This is a genomic window from Herbidospora sp. RD11066 (assembly GCF_054661255.1).
Genome location: NZ_BAAGDO010000001.1, coordinates 1,526,630 through 1,548,873 on the forward strand (window position 1 = coordinate 1,526,630; position 22,244 = coordinate 1,548,873).

A 22,244-nucleotide genomic window follows, 5' to 3' on the forward strand; every position below is an offset into this window, starting at 1 on the left:
CGGCCACCTTCGCGCCCGAAGTCGCCCAGGGACGGCCACCTTCGCACCCGAAGCCGCCCACGGACGGCCATCTTCGCGCCCGAAGTCGCCCGGGGCGGCCACCTTCGCGGACGGTCAGCGGCGGAAGGGGCCGGTCACGCAGTAGGTGATGCCGCCCGACGACGAGCCCGACGTCCCCCGCTGTGAGGAGAAGTAGAGGCGGTCGCCCGCGGGGCTGAAGGCCGGGCCGGTGATCTCCGAGGAGCCCTGGCCGGTGATGCGGAGGAACGGGGAGATCTTGTCGTCGGGGGTGATCATGCAGATCTCCATGTTGCCGCCGTCCTCGGCGACATAGAGGTCGCCCGAGGTGGCACCCGTGACGTTGTCGACGCCGGTCAGCGGGGGAGTGCCCGGTGAGACGAGGCTGTCGTCGTAGGCCAGCTCATAGGTGTTGTTCGCCAGATTGACCTGCCAGACGCGGTTGTCGCCCTTGGTGGTGAACCAGACGGTGTCGTTGGCGTAGTAGCAGCCCTCGCCGCCGTTGAACGACTTCGAGCCGGAGACCTGGTTGCGGGTCAGGGTCGGCGAGCCGTCGGGGTCGGGGATGGTCGCCCAGGTGAACGAGCCGCTCGTGGCCGAACCGGCCACCATGACCTGGAGGGTCCCGGCCGACAGGTCGCCCCAGGTGGTGGGGACGAAACGGTAGAAGCGGCCGTTCGTCTCGTCTTCGGTCAGGTAGATCACCTTCCTGACCGGGTCGGCCGCCGCGGCCTCGTGGGTGAACCGGCCCATCGCGGGGCGCTGCACGGCGGTGCCGCCGAAGGGGTAGGTCTCGTACACGAAACCCCTGCTGACCTCTTCGCACGACAGCCAGGTGTCCCACGGGGTCTTGCCGCCCGCGCAGTTCTGCCGGGTGTTCGACAGGATCCGGTTGGCCGACACCACGTTGCCACTGGAGTTGAAGCGGATCGCCGAGGCGCCGCCGCTCGGGTTGATCTCGGAGTTGGAGACGTAGATCCAGCCCGATCCGTCGGCGAAGCAGGCGCCGCCGTCGGGGGCGTCGTGCCAGGTGTACGAAGTTCCGGAGACCACCTGCCGAGATCGCGCGATCACCCGGCTGGTGAAGCCCGCGGGGAGCAGGATGCCGTTGGCGTCGGCCGCCAGCAGGGCACCGTAGGGGCTGGTCGCGGGCTGGGCCGGGGCCGCCAGGGCGGCACCTTGCCAGAGGGTTCCGGAGAAGGCGACAGTGCTCGCACCCAGGACGGAAGCGCGAAGGAAATTGCGTCTTTCCACGTTTTCTTACCTCCTTGACTGGGACTGTAAGCCGGGCGATGTTTACACACGGTGAACGCCGCGCGGGCACCGAGTGACGGGTTTGGTCGAGCCGAGTTTCCGGCATCATCCCGGGATGAGGCCCTATACCCTGCCGTTGATCAGCGACTCCGCCGACGCCGGCACCGTCGGCGGGAAGGGCGCCTCCCTCGCGCGGCTGGCCGAGGCGGGCCTGCCGGTGCCGGGGGGCTTCCACGTCACCACCGCCGCCTGCGCCGCCGGGATGACCCGTGAGGTGTCCGCGGAGATCACGGCGGCCTACCGGGCGCTGGGCGACGACGTGCCGGTGGCGGTGCGCTCGTCCGCCACCGCCGAAGACCGGCCCGACGCCTCGTTCGCCGGGCAGCACGACACCTATCTCGGGGTGCGCGGCGTCGCCGCGGTGCTCGACGCGGTGGAACGCTGCTGGGGCTCGCTCGACAACGACCGGGCGCGGGCCTACCGGGAGCGGCTGGGCATCGGCCGGCCGGGCATGGCGGTGGTCGTCCAGGAGTTGATCGACGCGTCCGTCTCCGGGGTCATGTTCACCGAGCTCGACGGGAAGCTGGTGATCAACTCGGCGTGGGGGCTGGGGGAGACCGTGGTGGGCGGCACGGTCACGCCCGACGTCTTCTCCCTCGACCGCGAGGGCCACATCGACGAGACGATCTCCGAGAAGACGGTGATGGCGGGCACGTCGGGGCTCGTGCCGGTGCCCGGTGACCTGCGGCTGGTCCCCACGCTGACGCGCGAGCAGGTCATGGCGCTGGCCGGGCTGGGCAGGCGCATCGAGATCCTGTACGGCATGCCGATGGACGTCGAATGGGCGATCGCGTCAGCGAAGCCGTACATTCTGCAGGCGCGGCCGATCACCGGGCGGCGGGAGGTCTGGAACGACTCGCTGCGCGGCGACTACCTGTGGAGCAACGGCAACCTCGGCGAGGCCATCCCCAGCGTGATGACGCCGGTGACCTGGTCGGTGATCGAGCGGTTCATGGCCGACGCCATGATCACGGGGTCGTTCGCCGGGCATCCGATGTGCGGGAACATCGGCGGGCGTTTCTACATGAACCTGTCGGTCCTGCTCACGATCGGCGAGTCACTCGGGCTCAGCAGGGTGATCCGCGACAGTCTGGAGCCCGTCTTCGGCCACCTCCCCGAGGGCACTGACATCCCCCTGCTGCCGGTGACGAAATCCCGGCTCGTACGCGAAATGCCGCCCCTCCTCCGAGGCAGGCTGGCCCTGGTCGGCTACGCCCGGAGGCTGAACCGCGCACTGCCCCGCGCGCGGCGCCGCGCCGACGACCTGCGCACCCTGATCGCCGTCAGCAACGACCTGCCCCGCCTGTGGCGTGAGGCGGTCGAACCCTACTTCCGCGAGTGCAACCGTCTCCTGGCCGCCGCCGGACGCCAGGACGCCGGCAGCCTGATCTTCCTGCGCAACCGCCTGGAGCGCCTCGTCGGCCCCGCCGACGCCAACGCGCTGACCAGCGGATTCGGCGCCCGGCTGGAGAGCATGGGCCCGCTGCTCGGCCTGGGCGAGGTGCGGCGGGGCAAGATGTCCCGGCAGGACTACGCCCACCGCTGGGGCCACCGCTGCGCCGACGAACTCGAACTGTCGGCCCCCCGGCCCGGCGAAGACCGGGAGTGGCTCGACCGCGAACTCCTGGGCCTGAGCGAAGACCCGATCGCGCTGCTGAACAGGCAGGAGGAGGTGTCCCGCGCGGCCTGGCGCCGGTTCAGGGAGACCGACCCGCGCAACGCCTACCGCTACTGGGGGCGGATCCGGCGGTGGGGCGAGATCGTCCAGGCGCGGGAGGAGGCCAGGTCGGAGGCGGTCCGGGCGTTCTGGGTGCTGCGCGACTGGGTCCGGCGGGCCGGGTCGGTGACCGGGATCGGCGACGACGTCTTCTTCCTGCGCGTCGGCGAGATCCTCTCGCTGCTCAAGGGCGATCGCGGCGTGCTCGCGCTGATCGACCCGCGCCGCGCGGCCTACGACCACTACCGCTCGCTGCCCGCCTACCCGGGCGTGATCCGGGGCCGCTTCGACCCCGAACGCTGGGCCGCCGACCCCGACCGGCGGGCCGACTACGCGGGCGCCCACGCGGGGATGCCCGCCCGCAACGGCTCGATCAGCGGCTTCCCTGGCGCGGCCGGAGTGGTCGAGGGCATCGCCCGCCTCATCCCGTCGATGGACGAGGGCGAACACCTGGCGGCGGGGGAGATCCTGGTCACGACGGTGACCAACGTGGGCTGGACCCCGCTGTTCCCCCGCGCGGCGGCGGTGGTCACCGACATCGGCGCGCCCTTGTCACACGCGGCGATAGTCGCGAGAGAGCTGGGCATCCCCGCAGTGGTCGGCACCGGCGACGCGACGTCTCGGATCCGCGACGGCGCCCGGGTGCGGGTGGACGGTGCGGCGGGGACGGTCGAGGTTCTGGACTAGAAAAAGCAGGCCGGGGCCGGTCACGTGCTCGGTTGGAGAAGCCGGTCGGCCGGGTTTCACACTCGACCAGCGAAGAGGCCGGGCGGTTGAGGCGCTGGGCCGAAGATGCTGGCTGGGCGGATCCGCACGGGGCGTTGAGGTTCTCGGCTGGGGGAGAATGGCCGGGTGGGCGAGACGGGGTGTCCTTGCGGGTCCGGCAAGGCGTACAAGGAGTGTTGCGGGCGGTTCCACTCGGGGGAGGCGGCGGCGCCGACCGCCGAGGCGTTGATGCGGTCGCGGTTCTCCGCCTATGCCAAGGGCGACACCGCCTATCTGCTCACCACCTGGGCGGCGGCGACCCGGCCCCAGCGGCTCGATCTCGACCGGAAGACCCGGTGGACCAAGCTGGAGATCGTCGAGACCACCGGCGGGTCGGCGATCCACACCGAGGGCACCGTCAGTTTCCGGGCCCACTACGCCGAGCGCGGGCAGACCGGCGTGATGGCGGAGAACAGCACGTTCACCAGGGAGAACGGGCGCTGGGTCTATGTCGCCGCTCTCTGACCTCGGCCTGCGCCGCTACCCCGACGACCCTCGCGACCCCTTCCGGGCCTGGGACGCCGCCGACGAATACCTCCTCGACGAACTCGGCGAACCGCAGGGCACGGTCGTCGTGTTCGGTGACCGCTGGGGCGCACTCACCACCGCGCTGGCCGCCCACGACCCGGTGCAGATCACCGATTCCCACCTGACCCAGCAGGCCACGCGGGCCAATCTCGACTGGCTCGGGCTGGCGGAGCCGCGCCTGCTCTCGGTGCTCGACGCTCCGCCGCCGCGCGTCGACACGCTGCTCATCCGGATCCCGAAGAGCCTCGCGCTGCTGGAAGACCAGCTCATCAGGCTCGCGCCGTCCGTCCATGACGAGACCAGGATTCTCGGTACGGGCATGGTCAAGGAGATCCACACCTCCACGCTGGCCCTCTTCGAGAAGATCCTCGGCCCCACCCGCACCTCGCTCGCGGTCAGGAAGGCCCGGCTGATCTTCACCGAGCCACGCCCGGCGCAGGCCGTGAGCCGGTTCCCCGTGACGTACACCCATGAGGGTCTTGAGCTGGTCAACCACGCCGGAGTGTTCTGCGGCGACCGGCTCGACATCGGCACCCGGTTCTTCCTCAGGCACCTGCCCGAGACCACCAAGGGGCAGCGGGTCGTCGACCTCGGGTGCGGCAACGGGATCGTCGGGGCGTTCGTGCTCCGCGACAATCCGGACGCCGACGTGCTGTTCGTCGACGAGTCCTACGCCGCCGTCGCCTCGGCCCGCGCCAACGTCGAAGGGCCGGCCGAGTTCCTCGTCGGCGACGGGCTGGCCGACGCCGAGCCCGGGTCGGCCGACCTCGTGCTGTGCAACCCGCCGTTCCACTCCCACCAGGCCGTCACCGACGCCACCGCGTGGCGGATGTTCACGCAGGCCAAACGGGCCCTCAAGCGCGGCGGCGAGCTGCGGATCGTCGGCAACCGGCACCTCGGCTACCACGTCAAGCTGAAGCGGCTGTTCGGCAACGCCGTCGTGGTCGCGGGCGACCCGAAGTTCGTGGTGCTGAGTTCGGTGAAGGGCTAGAACGCGCGCCGGTGGAGGGCCTTCATGGTCTCCTCGAACACGGGGACCGGGCCGTCGACGATCACGCCGGGGGCCACCTCCTGGATCGGGAGGGGGCGCACCGGCGCCGACGGCGCGCCCCACCCGTCGCGCCACCCGGTCAGCTGAGCGGCCGAGACGACGTACAGAATGCACCCAGGCCGACCCACGCGTGGGCCGACGAGCACATCGGGCAGTGTTCGCCGGAGGTGTAGACGGTCGCTCCCGCCCGCTCCTCCGGCGTCATGTGGTTGGCGGCCCAGCGGGCCAGCTCGAACTCGGGGTGGAGGGTCTGGTCGCCGCCGGACGTGCGGTTGTGGTCTTCGGCGAGCTTGACGCCGTCGGCCGTGGCCAGGACGGAGCCGAACGGCTCCTCGCCCTTCTCGAACGCCTCGTGGGCCAGTTCGACACAGCGCGCCAAGTGCAGCATGTCCGTCTCGGAGACCCCGTTGCTCAAGCTCGTCACCCTTTCACCGCGCCGACCAGACCGTTCACGAAGTAGCGCTGGAGGAACGCGAAGAGCGCGACCACCGGCAGCACCATGATCAATGATGCCGCGAGCACCTCGTTGTAGCGGACGACCGTACCGGAAATAAGGGATTCGAGCCCGAGGGGCAGCGTGTAGAGCGACTCGTCGTTGAGGGACACCCGGCTGAGGACGTACTCGTTCCACGTCGGGACCGCCGTCAGGACCGCGATCGTGATGTGCGCGGGGCGGGTCAGCGGCAGGTAGACGCGCAGGAAGATCCGCACCTCGCCCGCGCCGTCGGCCCGCGCGGCCTCGCGCAGCTCCTTCGGAATGCTCCGGTACGCCGCCGTCAGCAACAGCACCGTCAATGGAGCGGTGCCGTTGATGAAGGGCAGCACTAGCCCCATGTGGGTGCCGAGCAGGCCGAGCCGGTTCTCCAGGATGACCACCGGCAGCAGCATCGTGATCCCCGGCACGAACAGCAGCGCCACGAACAGCCAGTAGAGCGGCTTCGCGCCGGGGAACCTGAGCACCGCGAACGCGTAGGACGCCAGGCTGTAGACCACCAGCACGCCCAGCACCGTCAGCCCGGTCACGACCAGGCTGTTGCGGAAGTAGTCGACGAACGCGAGCTGGTTCCAGGTCGTCACCAGAGTGTCCAGGGTGGGCTCGCGCGGGATCAGGTGACCGCCGTCGAGGATCTCCTCCCGGGTCTTGAACGCCCCCGACACCATCCACAGGAACGGATAGAGACTCAGCACGGCGTAGATCGCCAGAGCCACGTAGGCGGCCGTCTTCGCGATACGGGCGGCGGTCACCGCACCCTCCTCAGCAGCCGGGCGTTGGCCAGCGTCAGCAGCACGGCCCCCACGAACAGCAGCCAGCCCAGCGCGCTCGACAGGCCGAGCGTCGGCGCCAGCCCCTTGAAGAAGGCCAGTTCGTAGGTCTCCAGCGCGAGCACGTTGGTGTGCCCGCCGGGCCCGCCGTTCGTCATGATCAGGAAGATCTGGAAGCCGTGCAGCGAGTCGCGCACGCCCAGCAGCACGATCCCGGTCGTCATCGGCGCCAGCAGCGGCACGATGATCCGCCACAGCACCTGGCGGGGCGCCGCGCCGTCGATGCGCGCCGCCTCGACCATGCTCGGGTCGATCGCCTGCAGCCCGGTCAGGTAGAGCAGCGTCGCGGTCGGCACCGCCGACCAGACCAGGATGAGGATCAGCGTCCAGAGCGCGGTGGACGGATTGGCCAGCCACCCCTGCGGCTGCTCCAGCGAGCCGAGGCCTGCCGAGCGCAGCATCAGGTTGATCGAGCCCTCGGGTTCGAGCAGGTAACGCCAGGCGTAGTAGGTGGCGATGCCGGTGGTGACGTACGGGAGGAAGTACACCGAGCGCAGCAGCCCCCGCAGGCGGCGCACGGAGTTGAGCATCACCGCCAGCGGCAGCGAGATGAGCACCGTCAGCAGGGGCACCGCCACGCAGACCTGGAGGGTGTTCCAGGCCGCGCGGCGGACGCCGGGCGCCAGCGACGGGTCGGCCCACAGCAGGTCGGCGTAGTTCTCCAGGCCCACCCAGATCCACTCGGGGGTGAACCCGTTCCACGACGCGAAGCTGAGGGCCAGACCGCTGCCGATGGTGTAGACGCCCATCACCGCGAAGAGGGCCACGGCCGGGAAGACGAACGCCCAGCCGGTGGCCCACTCCTTCCAGCGGCTCGCCATTCTTACTCGGCCGACTTCCACATCGCTCCGAAGATCGCGTCGAGTTCCTTGCCGGCCGCCGCCGGGTCGAGCTCCTTCAGCGGCGACAGCCGCACGAACGCGTCACCCGGCTTGACCTGGTCGTATCCACCCGGGAAGAACGTCGTGTCCCCGGCGTCGTAGGTGTCCTCCGGGGCGCCCGTGAAGTACTTCTGCAGCGCGGCCAGTTCCGGGCCCATCAGCGTGGCCGCCTCGGCGCCCAGGTCGGTGGCCGGAAGGTCGAGCGACTCCTTGGCCACCAGACCGGCCCCGGCCGGCGAGGTGACGTAGTCGAGCCACTTCAGCGCGGCTGCCCGGTTCTTGGACGTCGCGGTGACACCGAGGGAGGTCAGAGCCAACGGGGCCATCACGATCTGCTTGTGCGCCCCCGAAGCCGACGGCGGGATCGGGAAGGTGAGCACCTTGTCGGGCGACATGCCGTTCTGGGCCAGGAACGCCAGGGTGAACGTGCCGCCGACGTTGTAGGCCGACTTGCCCTGGGCGAACGCGATGTCGGCCTCGTCGATCCCGAGGGTCGTCGCGCCGGGCATCCAGTAGGGCGTGATCTGCGAGTAGACGTCGAGCGTCTTGACGCCGTCGGGCGAGCCGAACCCGTTCGCGGTGTCCTTGCCGAACAGTCCCTGGAACTTCTCCTTGCCCAGGTAGGCGTGGGCGAGCGGCTGGTAGATCCAGTTGAACCCGACCTGGCTGACCTTCAGGCCGAGCGAGAGGCCACCCGCCTGCGGGTCCTTCTCCGTGGACGTCTTCAGCGCCGCCACGAACTCCTCCCAGCTGGCCGGGGGGGTGTTCGGATCGAGCCCGGCGGCGGCGAGCTTCTCCTTGTTGGCGTAGACGATGCCGAACGCGCCCGCCGTGAACGGCACGGCGTACATTGACCCGGCCTTGGCCTGCTTGAACGGCGAGTCGGACGCCGCCCGGTCGATGCGGCCCTGGTCGAGCACGCCCGCGTTGGTCGTGGACGGCAGGAACCGCGCCCGCCACGCGTCGTTGACGTCGGCGCTGATGTCGGCGAGCAGGCCGGAGGCGCCGAGCTCCAGGTCCTCGCCCGCGGCGTGGGCCTCGAGCACGTCGGGCAGGTCGCCCGTCTGGGCGGCGCTCTGGATCTTGCTCTTGAAGACGTCGTCGGGCGTGACGGCCTCGATCTTCACGGTGATGCCCGATTGGGCGGTGAACTGCTCGGCGGCCTTCTGGAGCGCGGTCGCGTGCGACTGCTTGAAGGTCCACATCGTTATCGACTGCCCTGACGCCGCCGGCTCGCCCTGCTGACCACCGCCACCGGACGAACAGCCGGCCATCGCCAACGTGGCGACGGCGGCAAGGGACAGGATTCGCGCTTTCATTGATGCCATATCGGCCCCCTGGGGGTGGGACGCAAATCGTTAAGACTGAACCGTGAATTTACACGCGGGAAATCCTCTGTCAAGGGTCAGGCCGACTGGCGTCGTACGAGACGGGCGGGGATGATCGTCTCCGTCGAGCTCTCGGTGACGGTGCCGGAAAGGCGGGCGAGCAGGCGTTCTCCGCAGGCGCGGCCGATCTCGCGGGCCGGGTTGGCCATCGTGGTCAGGCGGGGCGAGACCAGGCTCGCGGCCTCGATGTCGTCGAAGCCCATCACCGCCAGGTCGTCGGGGATGCGCAGGCCACGGGCGATGGCGGCGTCGAGCGCGCCGAGGGCCATCAGGTCGTTGGCGCACAGCACCGCGTCGGGCGGTTCGGGCATGCCGAGCAGCCACGATGTCCCGCCCGCGCCGCCCGAGCGGCTGAAGCTGGTGTGCACCACGAGCCGGGGATCGGCCTCGATCCCGGCCGACGCGAGCGCCAGCCGGTAGCCCGACACGCGCTCGGCGGCGGGCCCCTCGGCGCGCGGCCCGCAGACGAACCCGATGCGCCGGTAGCCGGTTTCGAGCAGGTAGCGGGTCGCCTCGGCGGCGCCGCCCTCGTCGTCGCTGTGCACCAGGTCGACGCCATCCTGCACCTGCACGCCGCCCAGCCGCACGACCGGCAGCCCGGCCTCGATGACCGGCAGGAGGTCTTCGGCGTGGGTGTGGAAGACGGCGAACGCCAGGCCGTCGACCTGCCGGGCGATCATCTGCTCGATCGCGGCACGTTCCATGTCGCGGTCGCCGTCAGTGTTGCTGATGATCTCGTCGTACCCGGCCGGCCGGAGCACGTCCTGCAACCCCCGGGCCAGCGCCGGATAGAACGGGTTGGTGATGTCGGGGATGACCAGCCCGATCGTCTGGCTGCGGTTGGTGCGCAGGCCGCGCGCCAGCACGTTGGGCCGGTAGCCGAGCCGGTCGATCGCCTCCAGCACCCGCCGCCGGGTCTCGGCCGCGACCGGCCGCCGTCCGTTGAGGGTGTGGGAGACCGTGGTGGCGCTCACACCCGCGGCCTGCGCGACCAGCAGGATGCTCGGCCGCCGCGCGTCGGTTCGAGGCGCGGGCGTCCGCCGGGGCGGGGGCGCCGCGAAGGAGGCCAGCGCGTCTTTGAGCTCGTCGCGGGCCTCCTCGGCCGCCGTGGGCGCGGGCACGCCGTCGGCCACCCGCAGGATCGCCGACTCCCACACCCGCCGCGCCGCCGCCGCGATCAGCACCCCGGTCACACCGGTGCCGAGCTCCTCCTCCCGCGCCGCGAACGCCTCCCGCGCGTGCGCCCGCAGGTCGGCGTTGTCGCGGTAGACCCGGGCCCGCTCCTGGTCGAGCACCCCGGTCGCCGCCACCCACCCCGCCACGACCTGCGGCACCGGCTCCCCGGGGAGCGGTCCGCGCGGCAGCAGGGGCGGGTCGGCGTCGAAGTAGAGCTGCTCCTTGGCCGGGAAGTAGTTGAACACCGTCTTGACCGCGACGTCGGCCTCGGCCGCGACCTCCGCCACCGTCACGGCCGCGAACCCGCGTTCGGCGAACAGCCGCAGCGCCGCCCCGGTGATCGCCCGGCGCGTCTCGGCCTTCTTCCGCTCCCGCCGATCCATGGAGGGATCGTATATCCACACGCACCTTGCACCGGATGTAACTTCGTCTACGGCGGCTCGATGCCTCCGTCCGGGCGGCGCACGCGGCCCGACCACCGTTCGTGGAGGTGCTTGGTCGGGGGGAACTTCGCGGCGGCGGTCTCGTCGAGGTCGACGCCCCAGCCCGGGGCGTCGTGGGGGAAGAGATAGCCGTCGACCGGGTTGATCGTGCCAGGGAAGACCTCGATCACCGGGTCGGGGTAGACGTGGCCCTCCTGGATCTGGAACGCGTGGGTGGTGACGTCGAGCGCGATGTTGGCCGCGGCGCCGACGGGGGAGACGTCGGCGGGGGAGTGCCAGGCGGTGCCGACCCCGTTGAGCTCGCAGAGCGCGACCAGCTTCCGGCCCGGCGTCAGCCCGCCGACCGCCGAGACGTGCAGCCGCAGCAGGTCGACCCCGCCGTTCATCACGAGCCGCGCCGCGTCGGCGACCGACCCGAGCTGCTCGCCCGCCGCGATCGGCATCGGCGCCGCCGCCCTCACCTCGGGCAGCCGGTCGTAGTACTCGGGCGCGATCGGATCCTCCAGGAAGAACAGCCGGTACGGTTCGAGCGCCCGCGCCAGCTGGATCGCCTGCTTGACCGTGAGCCGGGAGTGGACGTCGTGCAGCAGCCCCGGCTCCTCGCCCAGCTCCTGTCGGGCCCGCTCGAACAGGTGCGGGGTCTCGCGGAGGTACCGCTGCACGTCCCAGCCGTCGGGGTAGGGCGATTGCGGATAGCCGTTCGGGGACCCGGGAGCGCCGTAGTGCCCCAGTCCGGGCGCGCCGGTCTGGAGCCGGACGTTGCGGTAGCCCGCCTCCAGCAACGCGCGGGCGTGGTCGAGGGTGGCGTCGATGGTGGCGCCCTCGGCGTGCAGATAGGTGTCGGCGGCGGCTCTGACCCGGCCGCCGAGCAGCTCGTACACGGGCATGCCGGCGCGTTTGCCCATGATGTCCCAGAGCGCCTGGTCCACCCCCGAGAGCGCGCTGTTCAGCACCGGCCCGCCCCGCCAGTACGACGAGTAGTGGACCATCCGGATGATGTCCTCGATGTCGGCGGGATGCCGCCCGATCAGCAGCGGCCCGACGTGCTCGTCGACGGCGGCGGCCACGGAGTGGAAGCGCTGCGTGAAGGTGGCACAGCCGAGGCCGTACAGACCGGGCTCGGAGGTGTCGACCCTGACCACCACGAGCGGCGGCCCCTCGGGCGCGGTCACGATCGACCGAACCCCGGTGATGCGCAGGCCGTCCCGAGGCGGCCAGGGCGCCTGAGTCTCGTCGATCATGCGGCGGCTCCGGGGAAGAGGTGTTCGGCGTGGAAACCGAGCAGTGTTTCGGCCACCGTCAGGTCGATGGGTGCCTCGTGGCCTTCGAACCTTCGTCGGCGCTCGACGTCGGGATGGAACCGGTCGAGGAGGTCCTCGGTCGGTTGCGGCGCGAGGGTGGTCGGGGCGGTCACGAAGGCGGCGTGGTACCCCGTGAGGGGTGCGGTCAGGGCGAGCCAGGCCGCGCGGGCGGCGTCCCGATCGTCCAGATACGTCCACAGTTCTGAGGCGCCCGAGCCGGGGTCCTCCGCATAGCGCGCGGCGGTCGTGTCGAACTTGTCGCCGGGGCCGCCGAGCAGCGGGTAGCGCAGGGCCACCACGCCCATGCCGAAGCGGCGGGCCATCATCTCGCCGGTCGCCTCGTCGGCCTGTTTCGACAGGCCGTAGGGGTCCTCGTTCTGGAGGGGGAGCCGTTCGTCGACCGGCAGGTAGGCCGGGTGGAGCGGCTTGGCCGCCCACGGCATCCCCGTGACCGAGAAGCTGCTGGCCAGGGCCACCCGGGAGATCCCCGCCTGGCCCGCCTCCTCCAGCACCACGAAGGTCGACCGGGTGTTGCCGCAGTAGACCTCCTCCGGCGTCCCGAGCGTCGGCGCCGGGATCGCCGCGAAGTGGAGCACCGCGTCGACCCCGGCGAGCGCCCGCCGGACCGTCGCCGGATCGCCCGCGTCACCCACCACGGCATCGGGCCCGTCGGGTGGCACCCGATCGAGCCTGGTCGCCTCGACCCCCAGCTCCGCCAGCAGCGCGAGCGTGGCCCTTCCCAGCCTGCCCGCGGCCCCCGTGACCAGCACCCGGCGGGGTGTGTCGGCCATTCGATCACCCTCCTGCAAAACGATTTGCTTCTGAGCAAAACTCGCCATGCAGGGGTTTGTCAACGCACTTCGCGGGGTGATCTTATAGCCGCTATAGCGCGGCCACCTTCAGGCGTTCACCGAGACGGGGATCGTGTAACCCTGGCGACAGGTGTCACTCAGGAGCCCTCCGTCACATCCCTTCACCCAGAAGGTGAACCGGGCGGCGTACCCACCGCTCGTGATCTGACCGGCCGGAACCGGGTGCGTGACCCTGCCCGAAGTCCGGGAACCGCTCTTGGTCCTGTACGACGGATACTGCAGCGCCAGCCCGCCCAGGTCACCGGGCGGGTTCGCGTTCCAGTAGACCCGCCAGTAGTCGTAGTTGAACGGGTTCGTCGGCCCCCACCGGAACACCGCCTTCCCGTTCTGCCGGTAGGCCGCGACGATCATGCGGTGCCCCTGGTCGGGCGACCACGCCACCTGGCCCCACTGGAAGCTCTGCCGCCGCCCGTTGGCGTTCGGCACGCTCCTCTCCTCCCCGGTCGGACAGCCGAGCGGGGAGTTCTGGCCGCCGAGCGAGTGCCAGTAGTCGCCGATCAGCCCGTACGGCTGAATCGAACACGGCGCGGCGGACGCCGCGGTGGCGGGGAACACCCCGGCCGCGACGGCGGCGAGGGCGAGGGACACGCGGAACGGGATTCGCATCGAAGGCTCCTTCGTCTAGGCCTTCACGATGCGACCGGCGCCCCTCCCGCCACAGCGGGGCCATCCCTACGGAAAACGGATGAAACCCGGGGGTACGTGGGAGGCCAGCCAGACCCCGTTCGCGCTGACCCGGAACTCGTGCCCGTCGGCGTGCATCGCCCCGGCCTCGATCGTCAGGATCACCGGACGCCCCCGCCGCGCCCCCACCCGGGAGGCCGTCTCGGCGTCGGCCGACAGGTGCACGTCATGGCGGGCCATCTTCCTGATCCCGTCGGCGCGGATCGCGTCGAGGGCCGAGGCCACCGTGCCGTGGTAGAGCAGCGCGGGCGGTTCCGCGGCGGGCAGGTCGAGGTCGACCTCGATCGAGTGGCCCTGGTTCGCGCGGATCCGGCCGTCGGAGATCACGTAGCGCTTCTTGTCGTTGGCGTCGACCACGCGGTCGAGTTCGGCCCGGTCGATGGGGAATCCGTGGGCGGCGGCGGCCGCGAGCAGGTCGTCCACGGGAGTCCAGCCGTGCTCGTCGAGGGTCAGGCCGATGCGTTCCGGCTCGTGCCGCAGGTGCTTGGCCAGGTACTTCGAGATGCGCACCAGGCGTTTTTCTTCCATGGCGGAAATTGTGCCGAAAAAGTGTTGTCCGCAGGTGGTGAAGGGGTCTCCGGTTCAGACATCCCCTACGAAGGACAACCATGACTCAGACAGTTCCCCGCCGGCGCATCGCGCTCGTGGGCGCCCTCGCGGCAGCCCTGTGCGCGTCCCTGTTCACCGCTGTCGCGCCCGCGGAGGCCGCCGACACGCTGGTTTCGCAGGGTCGGCCCGCGGTGGCCTCGTCGGTCGAGCGGGGCGACCTGTCGGCGGCCGCGGCCTTCGACGGCAAGACGAACACCCGCTGGTCCAGCAAGTTCGCCGACCCGCAGTGGATCCGTGTCGACCTGGGCAAGGTCACGCCGATCAGCCGGATCGTGCTCAACTGGGAGGCCGCCTACGCGACCGCCTTCCAGATCCAGACCTCGAACGACGCCGCCTCGTGGAAGACGATCTCCACCACGACGGCCGGCAAGGGCGGCGTGCAGACGATCAACGCGTCCGCGAGCGCCCGCTACGTGCGCCTCTACTCCACGAAGCGCAAAACCGTCTACGGCACCTCCCTCTGGGAGTTCCAGGTCTTCGGCACCGGCTCCGGCTCCGGCACCCCGACGCCCACGCCGACGACGACCACTCCCAAGCCGACCCCCACGACCACCCAGCCGAACGCCACGGTCGGTAAGAAGGGTGTCGCGGTCTGGCAGATCCCCGGCGTCAACGCCGCCGTGACCAACGCCCAGGCCAGCTGGTACTACACCTGGGCCGTCGACCATCAGAACATCACCACCCCCGCGAACAGCCAGTTCGTCCCGATGATCTGGGGCGTCAACAGCGTCACCGACGCCAACCTCGCCAAGGCCAAGGCCGCCGGTCCCTACCTGCTCGGCTTCAACGAGCCCGACTTCAAGGACCAGTCGAACATCACCGTCGAGAAGGCCCTGGAGCTGTGGCCCCGGCTGGAGGCGGCCGGCAAGATCCTCGGCGCCCCCGCCGTGGCATGGGGCGGCGACCGCGCGGGCGGCTGGCTCGACCGCTTCATGACCGGCGCCAAGCAGAAGGGCCTGCGCGTCGACTTCATCCCGCTGCACTGGTACGGCGGCGACTTCGTCACCGAGCGCGCCGTCGGCCAGCTCAAGGGCTACCTCCAGGCCGTGTACGACCGCTACAAGAAGCCCATCTGGCTGACCGAGTTCGCCCTGATCGACTTCAGCAACGGCACCCGATTCCCGACCGAGGCCCAGCAGGCCGCGTTCGTGACCGAGTCGGCCAAGATGCTCCAGTCGCTCCCGTTCGTCGAGCGCTACGCGTGGTTCGGCATCGGCGCGGGCGCCAGCGGCGTCAACAGCGGCCTGTTCCGCGACAACGGCACCCCCACCCAGGCGGGCCGCGCCTTCCAGGCTCTGCCGCGCTAGTCACCCACGCGGCAGGACCCCATCCCGGGACCCGAACCCCCCGGTAGTTCGCGCCCGGGTCCCGGGATGGCCATGCGTGAAGAGCCCGTTCGGTTGCGGCGAAGGCGACCGAACGGGCTCTTTCCGTACGAGATACTCCGACGATGCTCCGGTTATTGATCACCGCGGCCCTCGTCATGGCAGGCGCCTCGGCCGCCGGGGGCGAGAAGCCGAAGAACCCCTGGCCCGAGGCCTGGATCGTCGTCGCGACCATGTGCGGCTACTTCGCCGACGAGGATCGCTGCCCGGAGGGCGAGGCGACGCTCACCCAGGCTCAGAAGGTGCGCGCCGCGCTGACCGCCGACCCACGTGTCACCGAGGCTTGGATCGAAGACGGCCGGGAGCTGGCCCAGACCATCAATCACGACAAACTGTGGACCAACGGCGTGGACCGGATCGAGGACCGCACCCGCATCTCGATCAGCACCTTCTCCGACGACGGGATGTTCCTGGCCGTCGAGGCGAGGGTCGCCGACCGGGCCGACCTCCCCGGTGTGGAGGCGGACGCGGGCGAACTGCCCGGCGTCGACGTGGTGAGGGTCGACCCCGCCGGCTTCTGGTCAGACCGGATCGACCTCTACGTGAGCATGTGCGGAGACCCCGCGAAAGAACATCTGGCCTGCAAGGGCCGAGGAGCCGCGACCCGCGCCGAGAAGGACGCCGTCGCCGCCCACCTTCGCGGTCTCCCGGGCGATCCGGTCGTGTACGAGCAGACCCCGGCCCACAACCTGTGGGAGTCCAGGATCTACTGGGACCGCTTGGAGCGGTCGGGTCACTTCGACGCCGTCGAGGCCGATTTCACCCCGATGTTCTACGTCGACCTGGCCGACACGACCAACCGGATCGACATCCTGTACCGGGCGATCGGCCTTCCGGGGGTCCTGGAAGTCGGAATCTCATGACCCTTTCGTGCGACATAATCCGAAAATGCTTCGCTTGTTGATCTCCGTTGCCCTCGTCTACGGGGGCGCCTCCGCCGCCGGAGGGGTGGCCGCGAAGGACCCCTGGCCGGAGGGCGGGAGCCTCGGGGTCTACATGTGCCCGGAGGAGTCCGTGGTTGAGGGCTGCGACGCGGGTCGGGCGACGCCCGAGATGGTGGCGGCGGTCCGTAAGGTGCTGGAGGCCGATCCCCGCCTCACCGATCTGACCTACACCAGCCCCGAGGAGATGGTGGCGGACGTGAACGCGTCCGGCGAGGACACCAGGTCCAACGTCACTCCACTCCTCACCGAGGAGGAGATGGCGGAGGTGGGCATCAGCGAGGACGAACCGCTCGTCGAACTCGCGGAGACGGGCGGCATGTTCAACGCCACCATCGCGCGCACGGCCGACCTCGTGGCGGTCGAGGCCGACTATCCCGGCTATCCGGACTCGCCCGATCTTCCCGGATCATGGGGTGCCTCGGTCACTCCGAAGTCGTATTGGGAGGGCAAGGGCGATCTGGTCGTCGCGATGTGCGGGGAGCGCCCGAAATGGTCGTCGAACACCTGTGCCGGAGGCCGGGGTCAGGCCACGCGCGCCGAGATCGACGCCGTCGAGGACGTGCTCAGGGGGATCGACGGCGGGGTCGTCTATCCGGTGAGCCGGGCCTTCACGCTGTGGAGCGAGAGCGAGGGCGACATCCGCGAGTCGCTGGGCGAGCCCCTCGAACCTGACCCCTTCGAGGTCACCGAGGCCTACTACGGCGAGATGTTCGTGATCGATCTGGCCGCCACTCCGGACTCCGCTCTGCTCGACCGGCTGATCGAGATGCCCGGGGTGCTCTATGTCGCCTGATCGGTCGCTCCGCGACATGCAGGAGCTGACCTCGCGCCTCTGGTTCCCCGGTGCTCGCTGGCACATCGGCGACCTCGCTTGGGGTCTGCGCCAGCACCTCGGCCGCGAGCACGAGTGGCCCACGAAAGTGTGGCGGTCGGGTGGCGAGGTCGTCGCGTGGGGGTGGGCCGAGCTGCCCGGTCACCTCAACCTCCAGGCCGTCGACGAGCACTGGGCGGGGGAGGTGCTCGACTGGTTCGCCGGGATCACCGAGCCCGAGAGCGTCGTCGTCTCCAGCGCCGAACCCCACCTGATGCGCGCCGTCGAAGCGCGCGGGTTCGTCCGGGTGGAAGGGCCCTTCTTCCTGCATCTCGTACGCGACCTGGAAGAACTTCCCGCCCCGGCGCACCCCTGCCACCCTGTCACCGACGTTGCCGGAAGGGTCAGAGCCCACCGCGAGGCCTTCTACCCGTCGAGGGTCACCGAGGAGAGCTATCGGGTCGTCCAGGGGACCTGGCCGTACAAGAAGGAGCTCGACATCTTCGTCGAGGCCGGAGGCGAGACGGTCTCCTACTGCCTGGTCTGGCTCGACGAGGCGAGGAAGGCCGCGCTGGTCGAGCCCGTCGGCACCGTCCCCGACCACCGGGGGAGGGGGCTGGCCAGAGACGTCTGTCTCGCCGCCCTCCACGCCGCCAGGGAGCTCGGCGCCGAGATCGCCACGGTCAGCCCGCGAGGTGACGACGCCTGGCCGATTCCGGCTCGTCTGTACCTTTCCATGGGGTTCACCCAAGTTGCCCGGACCGTGCACTATGGTGTGGCCCGAGGATAAGGAGACCTGGTGGACCTGAAGGCTACGTTCGACGCCATCGACGCCGACCACGACGGATACGTCACCGAGGCGGAGATCGTCGCCCACTTCCCCCACCTGCCCGCCGAGGCGCTGGGCGCCTACGCGACCGGGCTCGACGCCGACGGCGACGGGCGTTATTCGTTCGAGGAATTCTCCCGGCTGCTCACTCCATAAATAACGCGACATTTATGGAGTCCATTTTCTTCCAGAAGAGCGGCATTTAAAATTCGGTCGGATCGCCGTTCGACCGGAGGAAGAGAATGCGACTTGACGAGGTGGCGGCGGCCATCGTCGCCGAGGTGTCGCCCGAAGAGGCCGAATACTTCCCGGCCATCGCGCGGGCCGTCCGGCGTGACCCGGGGCGGGCGTTCGAGCCCGGAACCGACGACCTCCTGGGCTTCGGCATCGCCGACATCGTGACCCTGGCCAGCCCGATCGTGCTCGCGGTGCTCAGCGCCGCCGCGACCGACACGCTGTCCAACCTCCTGGAGACCATGGCGACCGGCACGGCCAAGAAGGCGCTGGGCCGGTTCCGCCGTAAGAAGGACCCGGAGATCGCCGCGGCGGAGACGCCGGTCGAGTTGACCGAGGAGCAGAAGAAGGACGCCGCGCGGGCGGCCGAGGAGATCGCCCTGTCGATGGGCGCGGACGCGACGTTCGCGCTCCGCCTGAGGCAGGCGCTCTACGCCCATCTGTCAGGCGAGAGGTGACCGGAGACGGGGGTGAGCGCGCGCCACGGCTCAACCCCTTCCTGCTGCCGTCGTCTACGACGTCGCGCTTCCTGATCCTCATCCTGACCACCGTCGCCGGTTCGCTGTACGTCAACCTCTGGCTGCGCACCATGTGGTGGTCGGTGCGGGAGACCCCCGAACACGTGCGAGCCGCGTCGTGCCTGACCGGGCTGCGTTCCGGGGCGATGGAGGACGCGACCGCCGTCCTCGACCGTTACGCCGCGTGCGCGGTGCGGGTCACGGCGATCGACTCGCTCATCCCCGTGGCGATGCTCGCCGCGCCGCTCCTGGCCGTGGTGGTGCTCTATCTGCTCCATCCCGTCTGGGCCCGGCGCCATGGGCTCGACCCTCTGGAGACCGTCGGAGAGGGGCCGAACCACGACGCGGTCGTCGCCCGGTTCGCGGCGGTCGTCGCCGAGGAGACGCCGGGCAAGGTGGTCCGGGTGCTCGTCGACCCGGCCCGCAGGGGGGTCAGCGGGCGCACGTTCGGCCTGCCCCGGCGGCACACGATCGTGCTCAGCATCGGGACCGTGGTGGCGTACCGGAAGGAACCGCAGGTCGCCGAGGCGGTGCTCCGGCACGAACTCGCGCACATCCGCAACCGCGACGTCGGCGTCGCCCATCTCACGGTGGCGATCTGGTGGGCGTTCCTGGTCACCGAGGCGGTTCCCGCCGTGGTCGCGAGCGTTCTGTGGAACCCCTCCCTGCTTCCCGGGTGGGCGATCTTCCTCCCGGTGATCCTGCTGGTGCTGTGGTCGTCACGCACGGCCGTGCTGCGCGCTCGTGAGCACCACGCCGACGTCCGGGCCGGGGACACGCCCGATCGGCGGGAGGGCATGGAGGCGGCCGTCAAGCGCGGCGACCCCCTGCCCTGGTATCGGCGCCTGGGCAACCATCCCGGGCCGGGCCGCCGGGCGGCGGTGCTGGCCGACCCCGGACGGCTCCTGCGGCCGGGCATCGGCGAGATGGCCACCACCGGCCTGCTGGCCGGCCTCTGTTTCCCGCCCGTACTCGACGCCTTCGCCTACGTGAACTTCGAGGCCGGGAACGACGTGCGGCACATCCTTCCCGGCATTCTCTTCGGTGCGCTGCTGTCGGGCATCGCGCTTGTCGGGATCTGGCGTGCGGCGGCCGCCGGGCTGATGGGCGGCGGTACGACCCTGGCGGCCGCGGCGGCCATGACCACCGGGCTGCTCGCGGGCCTGTGGTTCACCGCGACGCAGAACCGCGGCTTCTGGGCGGCGGTGTTCCAGGCTCCGCTGAGCGCGGCGCTGATGGCCGCCGGTCTGCTGCTGCTCCTGTGGCTTTTCCTGACGTGGGCGAAGGCGTGCGCGACGGCCTGGCTGCCCGTGGCCGGCGGGACCCGGTCGATCACCCTCGTCGCGGTCGCGGTCGGGGCGGTGGTCGTCGGGCCGTGGCTGGGGATGTGGCACCAGGGCACGCTGCTCCTCCTCGACGTCGCCGACGGGCGCCAGCTCGTGTCGATCCTGGCGCTGTTCGCCGCGCGCCATCCCCTCTTCCTGTTCACCATCGTGCTGGCCGCCGTGTTCCTGGTCGCGGCGGGCGCCCGCCGGGCCCGTCCGGCGCGGCCGCTCGCCCTGTTCCTCGACGACGTGCCCCCTGCTCCGTTGCGGCGCGCGTACTCACGGTTCCTCGCCGCGCTCGTGCCCGCGATGGGAGCGGCCGCCGTGCTGGCCGTGGCCGGATTCGCATTGCAGCCGTGGCTGGCGGCCGAGACCCGCGCCGGGCGGCAGCTCGAGGCGGTGTACACGCTGATCGGCATCGCGGTCGCGCTGTCCGGGGTGGCCGCGGTCGTCATCGGCGTGCTGACGGGCGGCCGGCGGCGCACCCTGTGGGCCGCTGCCCACACGACGTCGGCACTCGCGGTCGCGGGTGTCCCGATGGCGCTGGTGGTGCTCGGCCACACCGCGCTCGCGGAGTGCGGCTGGGCGCGGGCGGCGTCCTGCTACACCCAGGGCGGCACATTCGTCGGCGCGCTGGGCAGCTACTACACCCTCACCTTCGCCTACGCGCTGTTCCCCGCCCTCGTGGTGACCGCGGTCGCCGGCCTCGTCCGGTCCCTGCGCGCCGGTGACGACGGCGTCCGGGCGCCCCGGAAGTGGCCTCTGCGGGCGGCCGCGATCGCGGCGGTCACCGTGGTGGGGGCCGCGGGCGCCACCGGCGCGGTGACGCAGTGGCTGCCCTACATCGGCGCGGCCGATCAGCCTCCGGCGCGCTGGAGCCCCGAGATCGTCGAGGCGCTCCGTCAGCCGATCCGGGAGCGCAGCCTGCCCCCGCTCGCCACCTGCCAGGAAGCCCTCTCCGCCCATCGGGGGACGAGGGCCGGTGACGTCCTCAGCGCCGACCAGGGCTACTGGCTGACGGTCGCCCGGTTGGTCAACCGGATCGCCTCGGCCGACGACGACGGCCTGCGCATATTCGCGCAGGCCGGATACGTCTGGTTCGGGAAGTACGACGCCGACATGGTGGGCCGGACGGTCTCCCGTCTGGCCCACTACTGCACGCTCACCGTCGCCGAATCGGCCCCTTAGGAGAAGCAGGCCGGGACGCCCCTGTTCGCCCCCAGCCGGAAGGCTCTCATCCGCTCCGCCGCGCTCCCGTAGTCGCCGACCTTCGTCCACGGCGTGTCGCCGGACAGCAGTCGCAGGATGGTGTGGACCTCTGCCGTGTCGCCGCGCTCCCAGACCAGATTGCCGTCGCGGGCCGCGCCCGCGAGGGCCGCTCCGGCGAGGCAGTCGGCCTGGAGTTCGTCCTGGACGGCACGCAGCCACGGGACGTGGGCCTGGACCGCGTGACCCCATTCGTGGGCGATGACGTGGTAGATCCAGCCGTCGCCGTACTTGTAACCCTCGGACATGAGGTTGACGTCCCAGGTGATGTAATGCGCGTTGCCGCCGCAGTAGAAGGCGTTGAGCGGGGTGGCCCGTTGTCCGCCACAGATCGGGCGATTGGCGCTCCTACCGTTGTAGCCGCCCAGGATGCGCGGCGGAACATAGCGAACGTTGAAATAGTCGTACCAGTGATCGGCCCAGAAAGCCCTGGTCACCGACAGTGCGGCGCGGATGTCGTCGCGGACGTCATCGGCGGCCGAGGCCGGGCGAGCCCCGAAACCGATGGACGCGAGAACGAGTAGGAGTGCGGGAATCACCCGTAATCTTGATCTCATGTGAATTCTCCGTATTCGACTACTCGCAGGCTATCCGCGCCGTTAATGGTGCAATAGATGGCGACCGAGAGATAAGTCCGTACGGTAATTCCACTATTTATTTGACATTTATGGAAATGTGAATTCCGCTCACCTGTGGCCGCTGGCTTCGGAAGACTACTTAGCGTGACGAGTGGTTCGTGGCATTGACCCGACCTGTACTGCCCCGTAACAATATGGACGTCTCGGGCTTGGCGGCGGTGGCACGTCATGAGTCAAGCAGGGTTTTTTAGAACCGTAGACGCGTTCGGCGTGCGCGTCCTCCG

Annotated in this window: 20 protein-coding genes and 1 pseudogene; 10 read left to right on the top strand and 11 right to left on the bottom strand. The window is 70.4% G+C overall.

Annotation, left to right across the window (positions count from 1 at the left end):
* Window positions 1-114: 114 nt before the first annotated feature.
* Window positions 115-1,272, bottom strand: coding sequence for an alkaline phosphatase PhoX (locus ACYQ78_RS06150; protein ID WP_459799687.1), 1,158 nt, complete (start codon window positions 1,270-1,272; stop codon window positions 115-117).
* 115 nt (window positions 1,273-1,387) lie between these two features.
* Between ACYQ78_RS06150 and ACYQ78_RS06155 the strand changes: the two genes are divergently transcribed.
* The 3 genes from ACYQ78_RS06155 to ACYQ78_RS06165 all read left to right on the top strand — a co-directional run bounded on the left by ACYQ78_RS06155 (window position 1,388) and on the right by ACYQ78_RS06165 (window position 5,333).
* A complete protein-coding gene (locus ACYQ78_RS06155) occupies window positions 1,388-3,736 on the top strand; it encodes a PEP/pyruvate-binding domain-containing protein (RefSeq protein WP_459799688.1) in 2,349 nt (782 codons plus the stop codon).
* Window positions 3,737-3,901: 165 nt separating this feature from the next.
* Complete coding sequence (locus tag ACYQ78_RS06160) at window positions 3,902-4,279, top strand: YchJ family protein (RefSeq protein WP_459799689.1); 378 nt, start codon at window positions 3,902-3,904, stop codon at window positions 4,277-4,279.
* Window positions 4,263-5,333 carry a methyltransferase gene (locus tag ACYQ78_RS06165; protein ID WP_459799690.1) on the top strand — a complete coding sequence of 357 codons (1,071 nt, stop codon included), beginning with the start codon at window positions 4,263-4,265 and terminating at the stop codon, window positions 5,331-5,333. Before ACYQ78_RS06160 ends, ACYQ78_RS06165 begins: the two co-directional genes overlap by 17 nt.
* Here ACYQ78_RS06165 and ACYQ78_RS06170 read toward each other — a convergent pair.
* From ACYQ78_RS06170 to ACYQ78_RS06210, 9 genes and pseudogenes are all read right to left on the bottom strand, one after another.
* Window positions 5,330-5,781: pseudogene (locus ACYQ78_RS06170) on the bottom strand (nucleoside deaminase). The gene ACYQ78_RS06165 and the pseudogene ACYQ78_RS06170 sit on opposite strands and share 4 nt — an antisense overlap.
* 32 nt (window positions 5,782-5,813) lie before the next feature.
* The gene (locus ACYQ78_RS06175) at window positions 5,814-6,638 is read right to left on the bottom strand and encodes a carbohydrate ABC transporter permease (RefSeq protein ID WP_459799691.1); all 825 of its coding nucleotides are present in this window, start codon (window positions 6,636-6,638) and stop codon (window positions 5,814-5,816) included.
* Window positions 6,635-7,537: a carbohydrate ABC transporter permease gene (locus ACYQ78_RS06180; protein WP_459799692.1), complete on the bottom strand. Its 903-nt coding sequence runs from the start codon at window positions 7,535-7,537 to the stop codon at window positions 6,635-6,637. Before ACYQ78_RS06180 ends, ACYQ78_RS06175 begins: the two co-directional genes overlap by 4 nt.
* 2 nt (window positions 7,538-7,539) lie before the next feature.
* Window positions 7,540-8,916: an ABC transporter substrate-binding protein gene (locus ACYQ78_RS06185; RefSeq protein ID WP_459799693.1), complete on the bottom strand. Its 1,377-nt coding sequence runs from the start codon at window positions 8,914-8,916 to the stop codon at window positions 7,540-7,542.
* An 86-nt stretch (window positions 8,917-9,002) separates the two neighbouring features.
* Complete coding sequence (locus tag ACYQ78_RS06190) at window positions 9,003-10,544, bottom strand: LacI family DNA-binding transcriptional regulator (protein ID WP_459799694.1); 1,542 nt, start codon at window positions 10,542-10,544, stop codon at window positions 9,003-9,005.
* A 47-nt stretch (window positions 10,545-10,591) separates the two neighbouring features.
* Complete coding sequence (locus ACYQ78_RS06195; RefSeq protein WP_459799695.1) at window positions 10,592-11,845, bottom strand: enolase C-terminal domain-like protein; 1,254 nt, start codon at window positions 11,843-11,845, stop codon at window positions 10,592-10,594.
* Window positions 11,842-12,696: an NAD-dependent epimerase/dehydratase family protein gene (locus ACYQ78_RS06200; protein ID WP_459799696.1), complete on the bottom strand. Its 855-nt coding sequence runs from the start codon at window positions 12,694-12,696 to the stop codon at window positions 11,842-11,844. Before ACYQ78_RS06200 ends, ACYQ78_RS06195 begins: the two co-directional genes overlap by 4 nt.
* A 108-nt stretch (window positions 12,697-12,804) precedes the next feature.
* Window positions 12,805-13,383, bottom strand: coding sequence for an LGFP repeat-containing protein (locus ACYQ78_RS06205; protein WP_459799697.1), 579 nt, complete (start codon window positions 13,381-13,383; stop codon window positions 12,805-12,807).
* A 66-nt stretch (window positions 13,384-13,449) separates the two neighbouring features.
* Window positions 13,450-13,989: an RNA 2'-phosphotransferase gene (locus tag ACYQ78_RS06210; RefSeq protein WP_459799698.1), complete on the bottom strand. Its 540-nt coding sequence runs from the start codon at window positions 13,987-13,989 to the stop codon at window positions 13,450-13,452.
* Between the two features lie 80 nt (window positions 13,990-14,069).
* Between ACYQ78_RS06210 and ACYQ78_RS06215 the strand changes: the two genes are divergently transcribed.
* The 7 genes from ACYQ78_RS06215 (at window position 14,070) to ACYQ78_RS06245 (ending at window position 21,304) form a co-directional block, all read left to right on the top strand.
* The gene (locus ACYQ78_RS06215) at window positions 14,070-15,377 is read left to right on the top strand and encodes a glycosyl hydrolase (RefSeq protein WP_459799699.1); all 1,308 of its coding nucleotides are present in this window, start codon (window positions 14,070-14,072) and stop codon (window positions 15,375-15,377) included.
* Between the two features lie 143 nt (window positions 15,378-15,520).
* Window positions 15,521-16,318 (top strand): hypothetical protein, encoded by a 798-nt coding sequence (locus ACYQ78_RS06220; RefSeq protein WP_459799700.1) that lies wholly within the window; start codon window positions 15,521-15,523, stop codon window positions 16,316-16,318.
* A gap of 25 nt (window positions 16,319-16,343) precedes the next feature.
* A complete protein-coding gene (locus ACYQ78_RS06225; RefSeq protein WP_459799701.1) occupies window positions 16,344-17,192 on the top strand; it encodes a hypothetical protein in 849 nt (282 codons plus the stop codon).
* Entirely contained in the window at window positions 17,182-18,000 is an 819-nt protein-coding gene (locus ACYQ78_RS06230; RefSeq protein ID WP_459799702.1) for a GNAT family N-acetyltransferase, read from the top strand. The genes ACYQ78_RS06225 and ACYQ78_RS06230 overlap by 11 nt, the downstream gene beginning before the upstream one ends.
* Window positions 18,001-18,009: 9 nt before the next feature.
* On the top strand, window positions 18,010-18,195 hold the full coding sequence (locus tag ACYQ78_RS06235; protein ID WP_459799703.1) for an EF-hand domain-containing protein: 186 nt from the start codon (window positions 18,010-18,012) through the stop codon (window positions 18,193-18,195).
* 86 nt (window positions 18,196-18,281) lie between these two features.
* Window positions 18,282-18,731 carry a hypothetical protein gene (locus ACYQ78_RS06240; protein WP_459799704.1) on the top strand — a complete coding sequence of 150 codons (450 nt, stop codon included), beginning with the start codon at window positions 18,282-18,284 and terminating at the stop codon, window positions 18,729-18,731.
* Complete coding sequence (locus ACYQ78_RS06245; protein ID WP_459799705.1) at window positions 18,728-21,304, top strand: M48 family metalloprotease; 2,577 nt, start codon at window positions 18,728-18,730, stop codon at window positions 21,302-21,304. The genes ACYQ78_RS06240 and ACYQ78_RS06245 overlap by 4 nt, the downstream gene beginning before the upstream one ends.
* Here the strand turns inward: ACYQ78_RS06245 and ACYQ78_RS06250 are convergent.
* Complete coding sequence (locus ACYQ78_RS06250; protein ID WP_459799706.1) at window positions 21,301-21,939, bottom strand: neutral zinc metallopeptidase; 639 nt, start codon at window positions 21,937-21,939, stop codon at window positions 21,301-21,303. The genes ACYQ78_RS06245 and ACYQ78_RS06250 overlap by 4 nt on opposite strands.
* Between the last annotated feature and the right edge of the window lie 305 nt (window positions 21,940-22,244).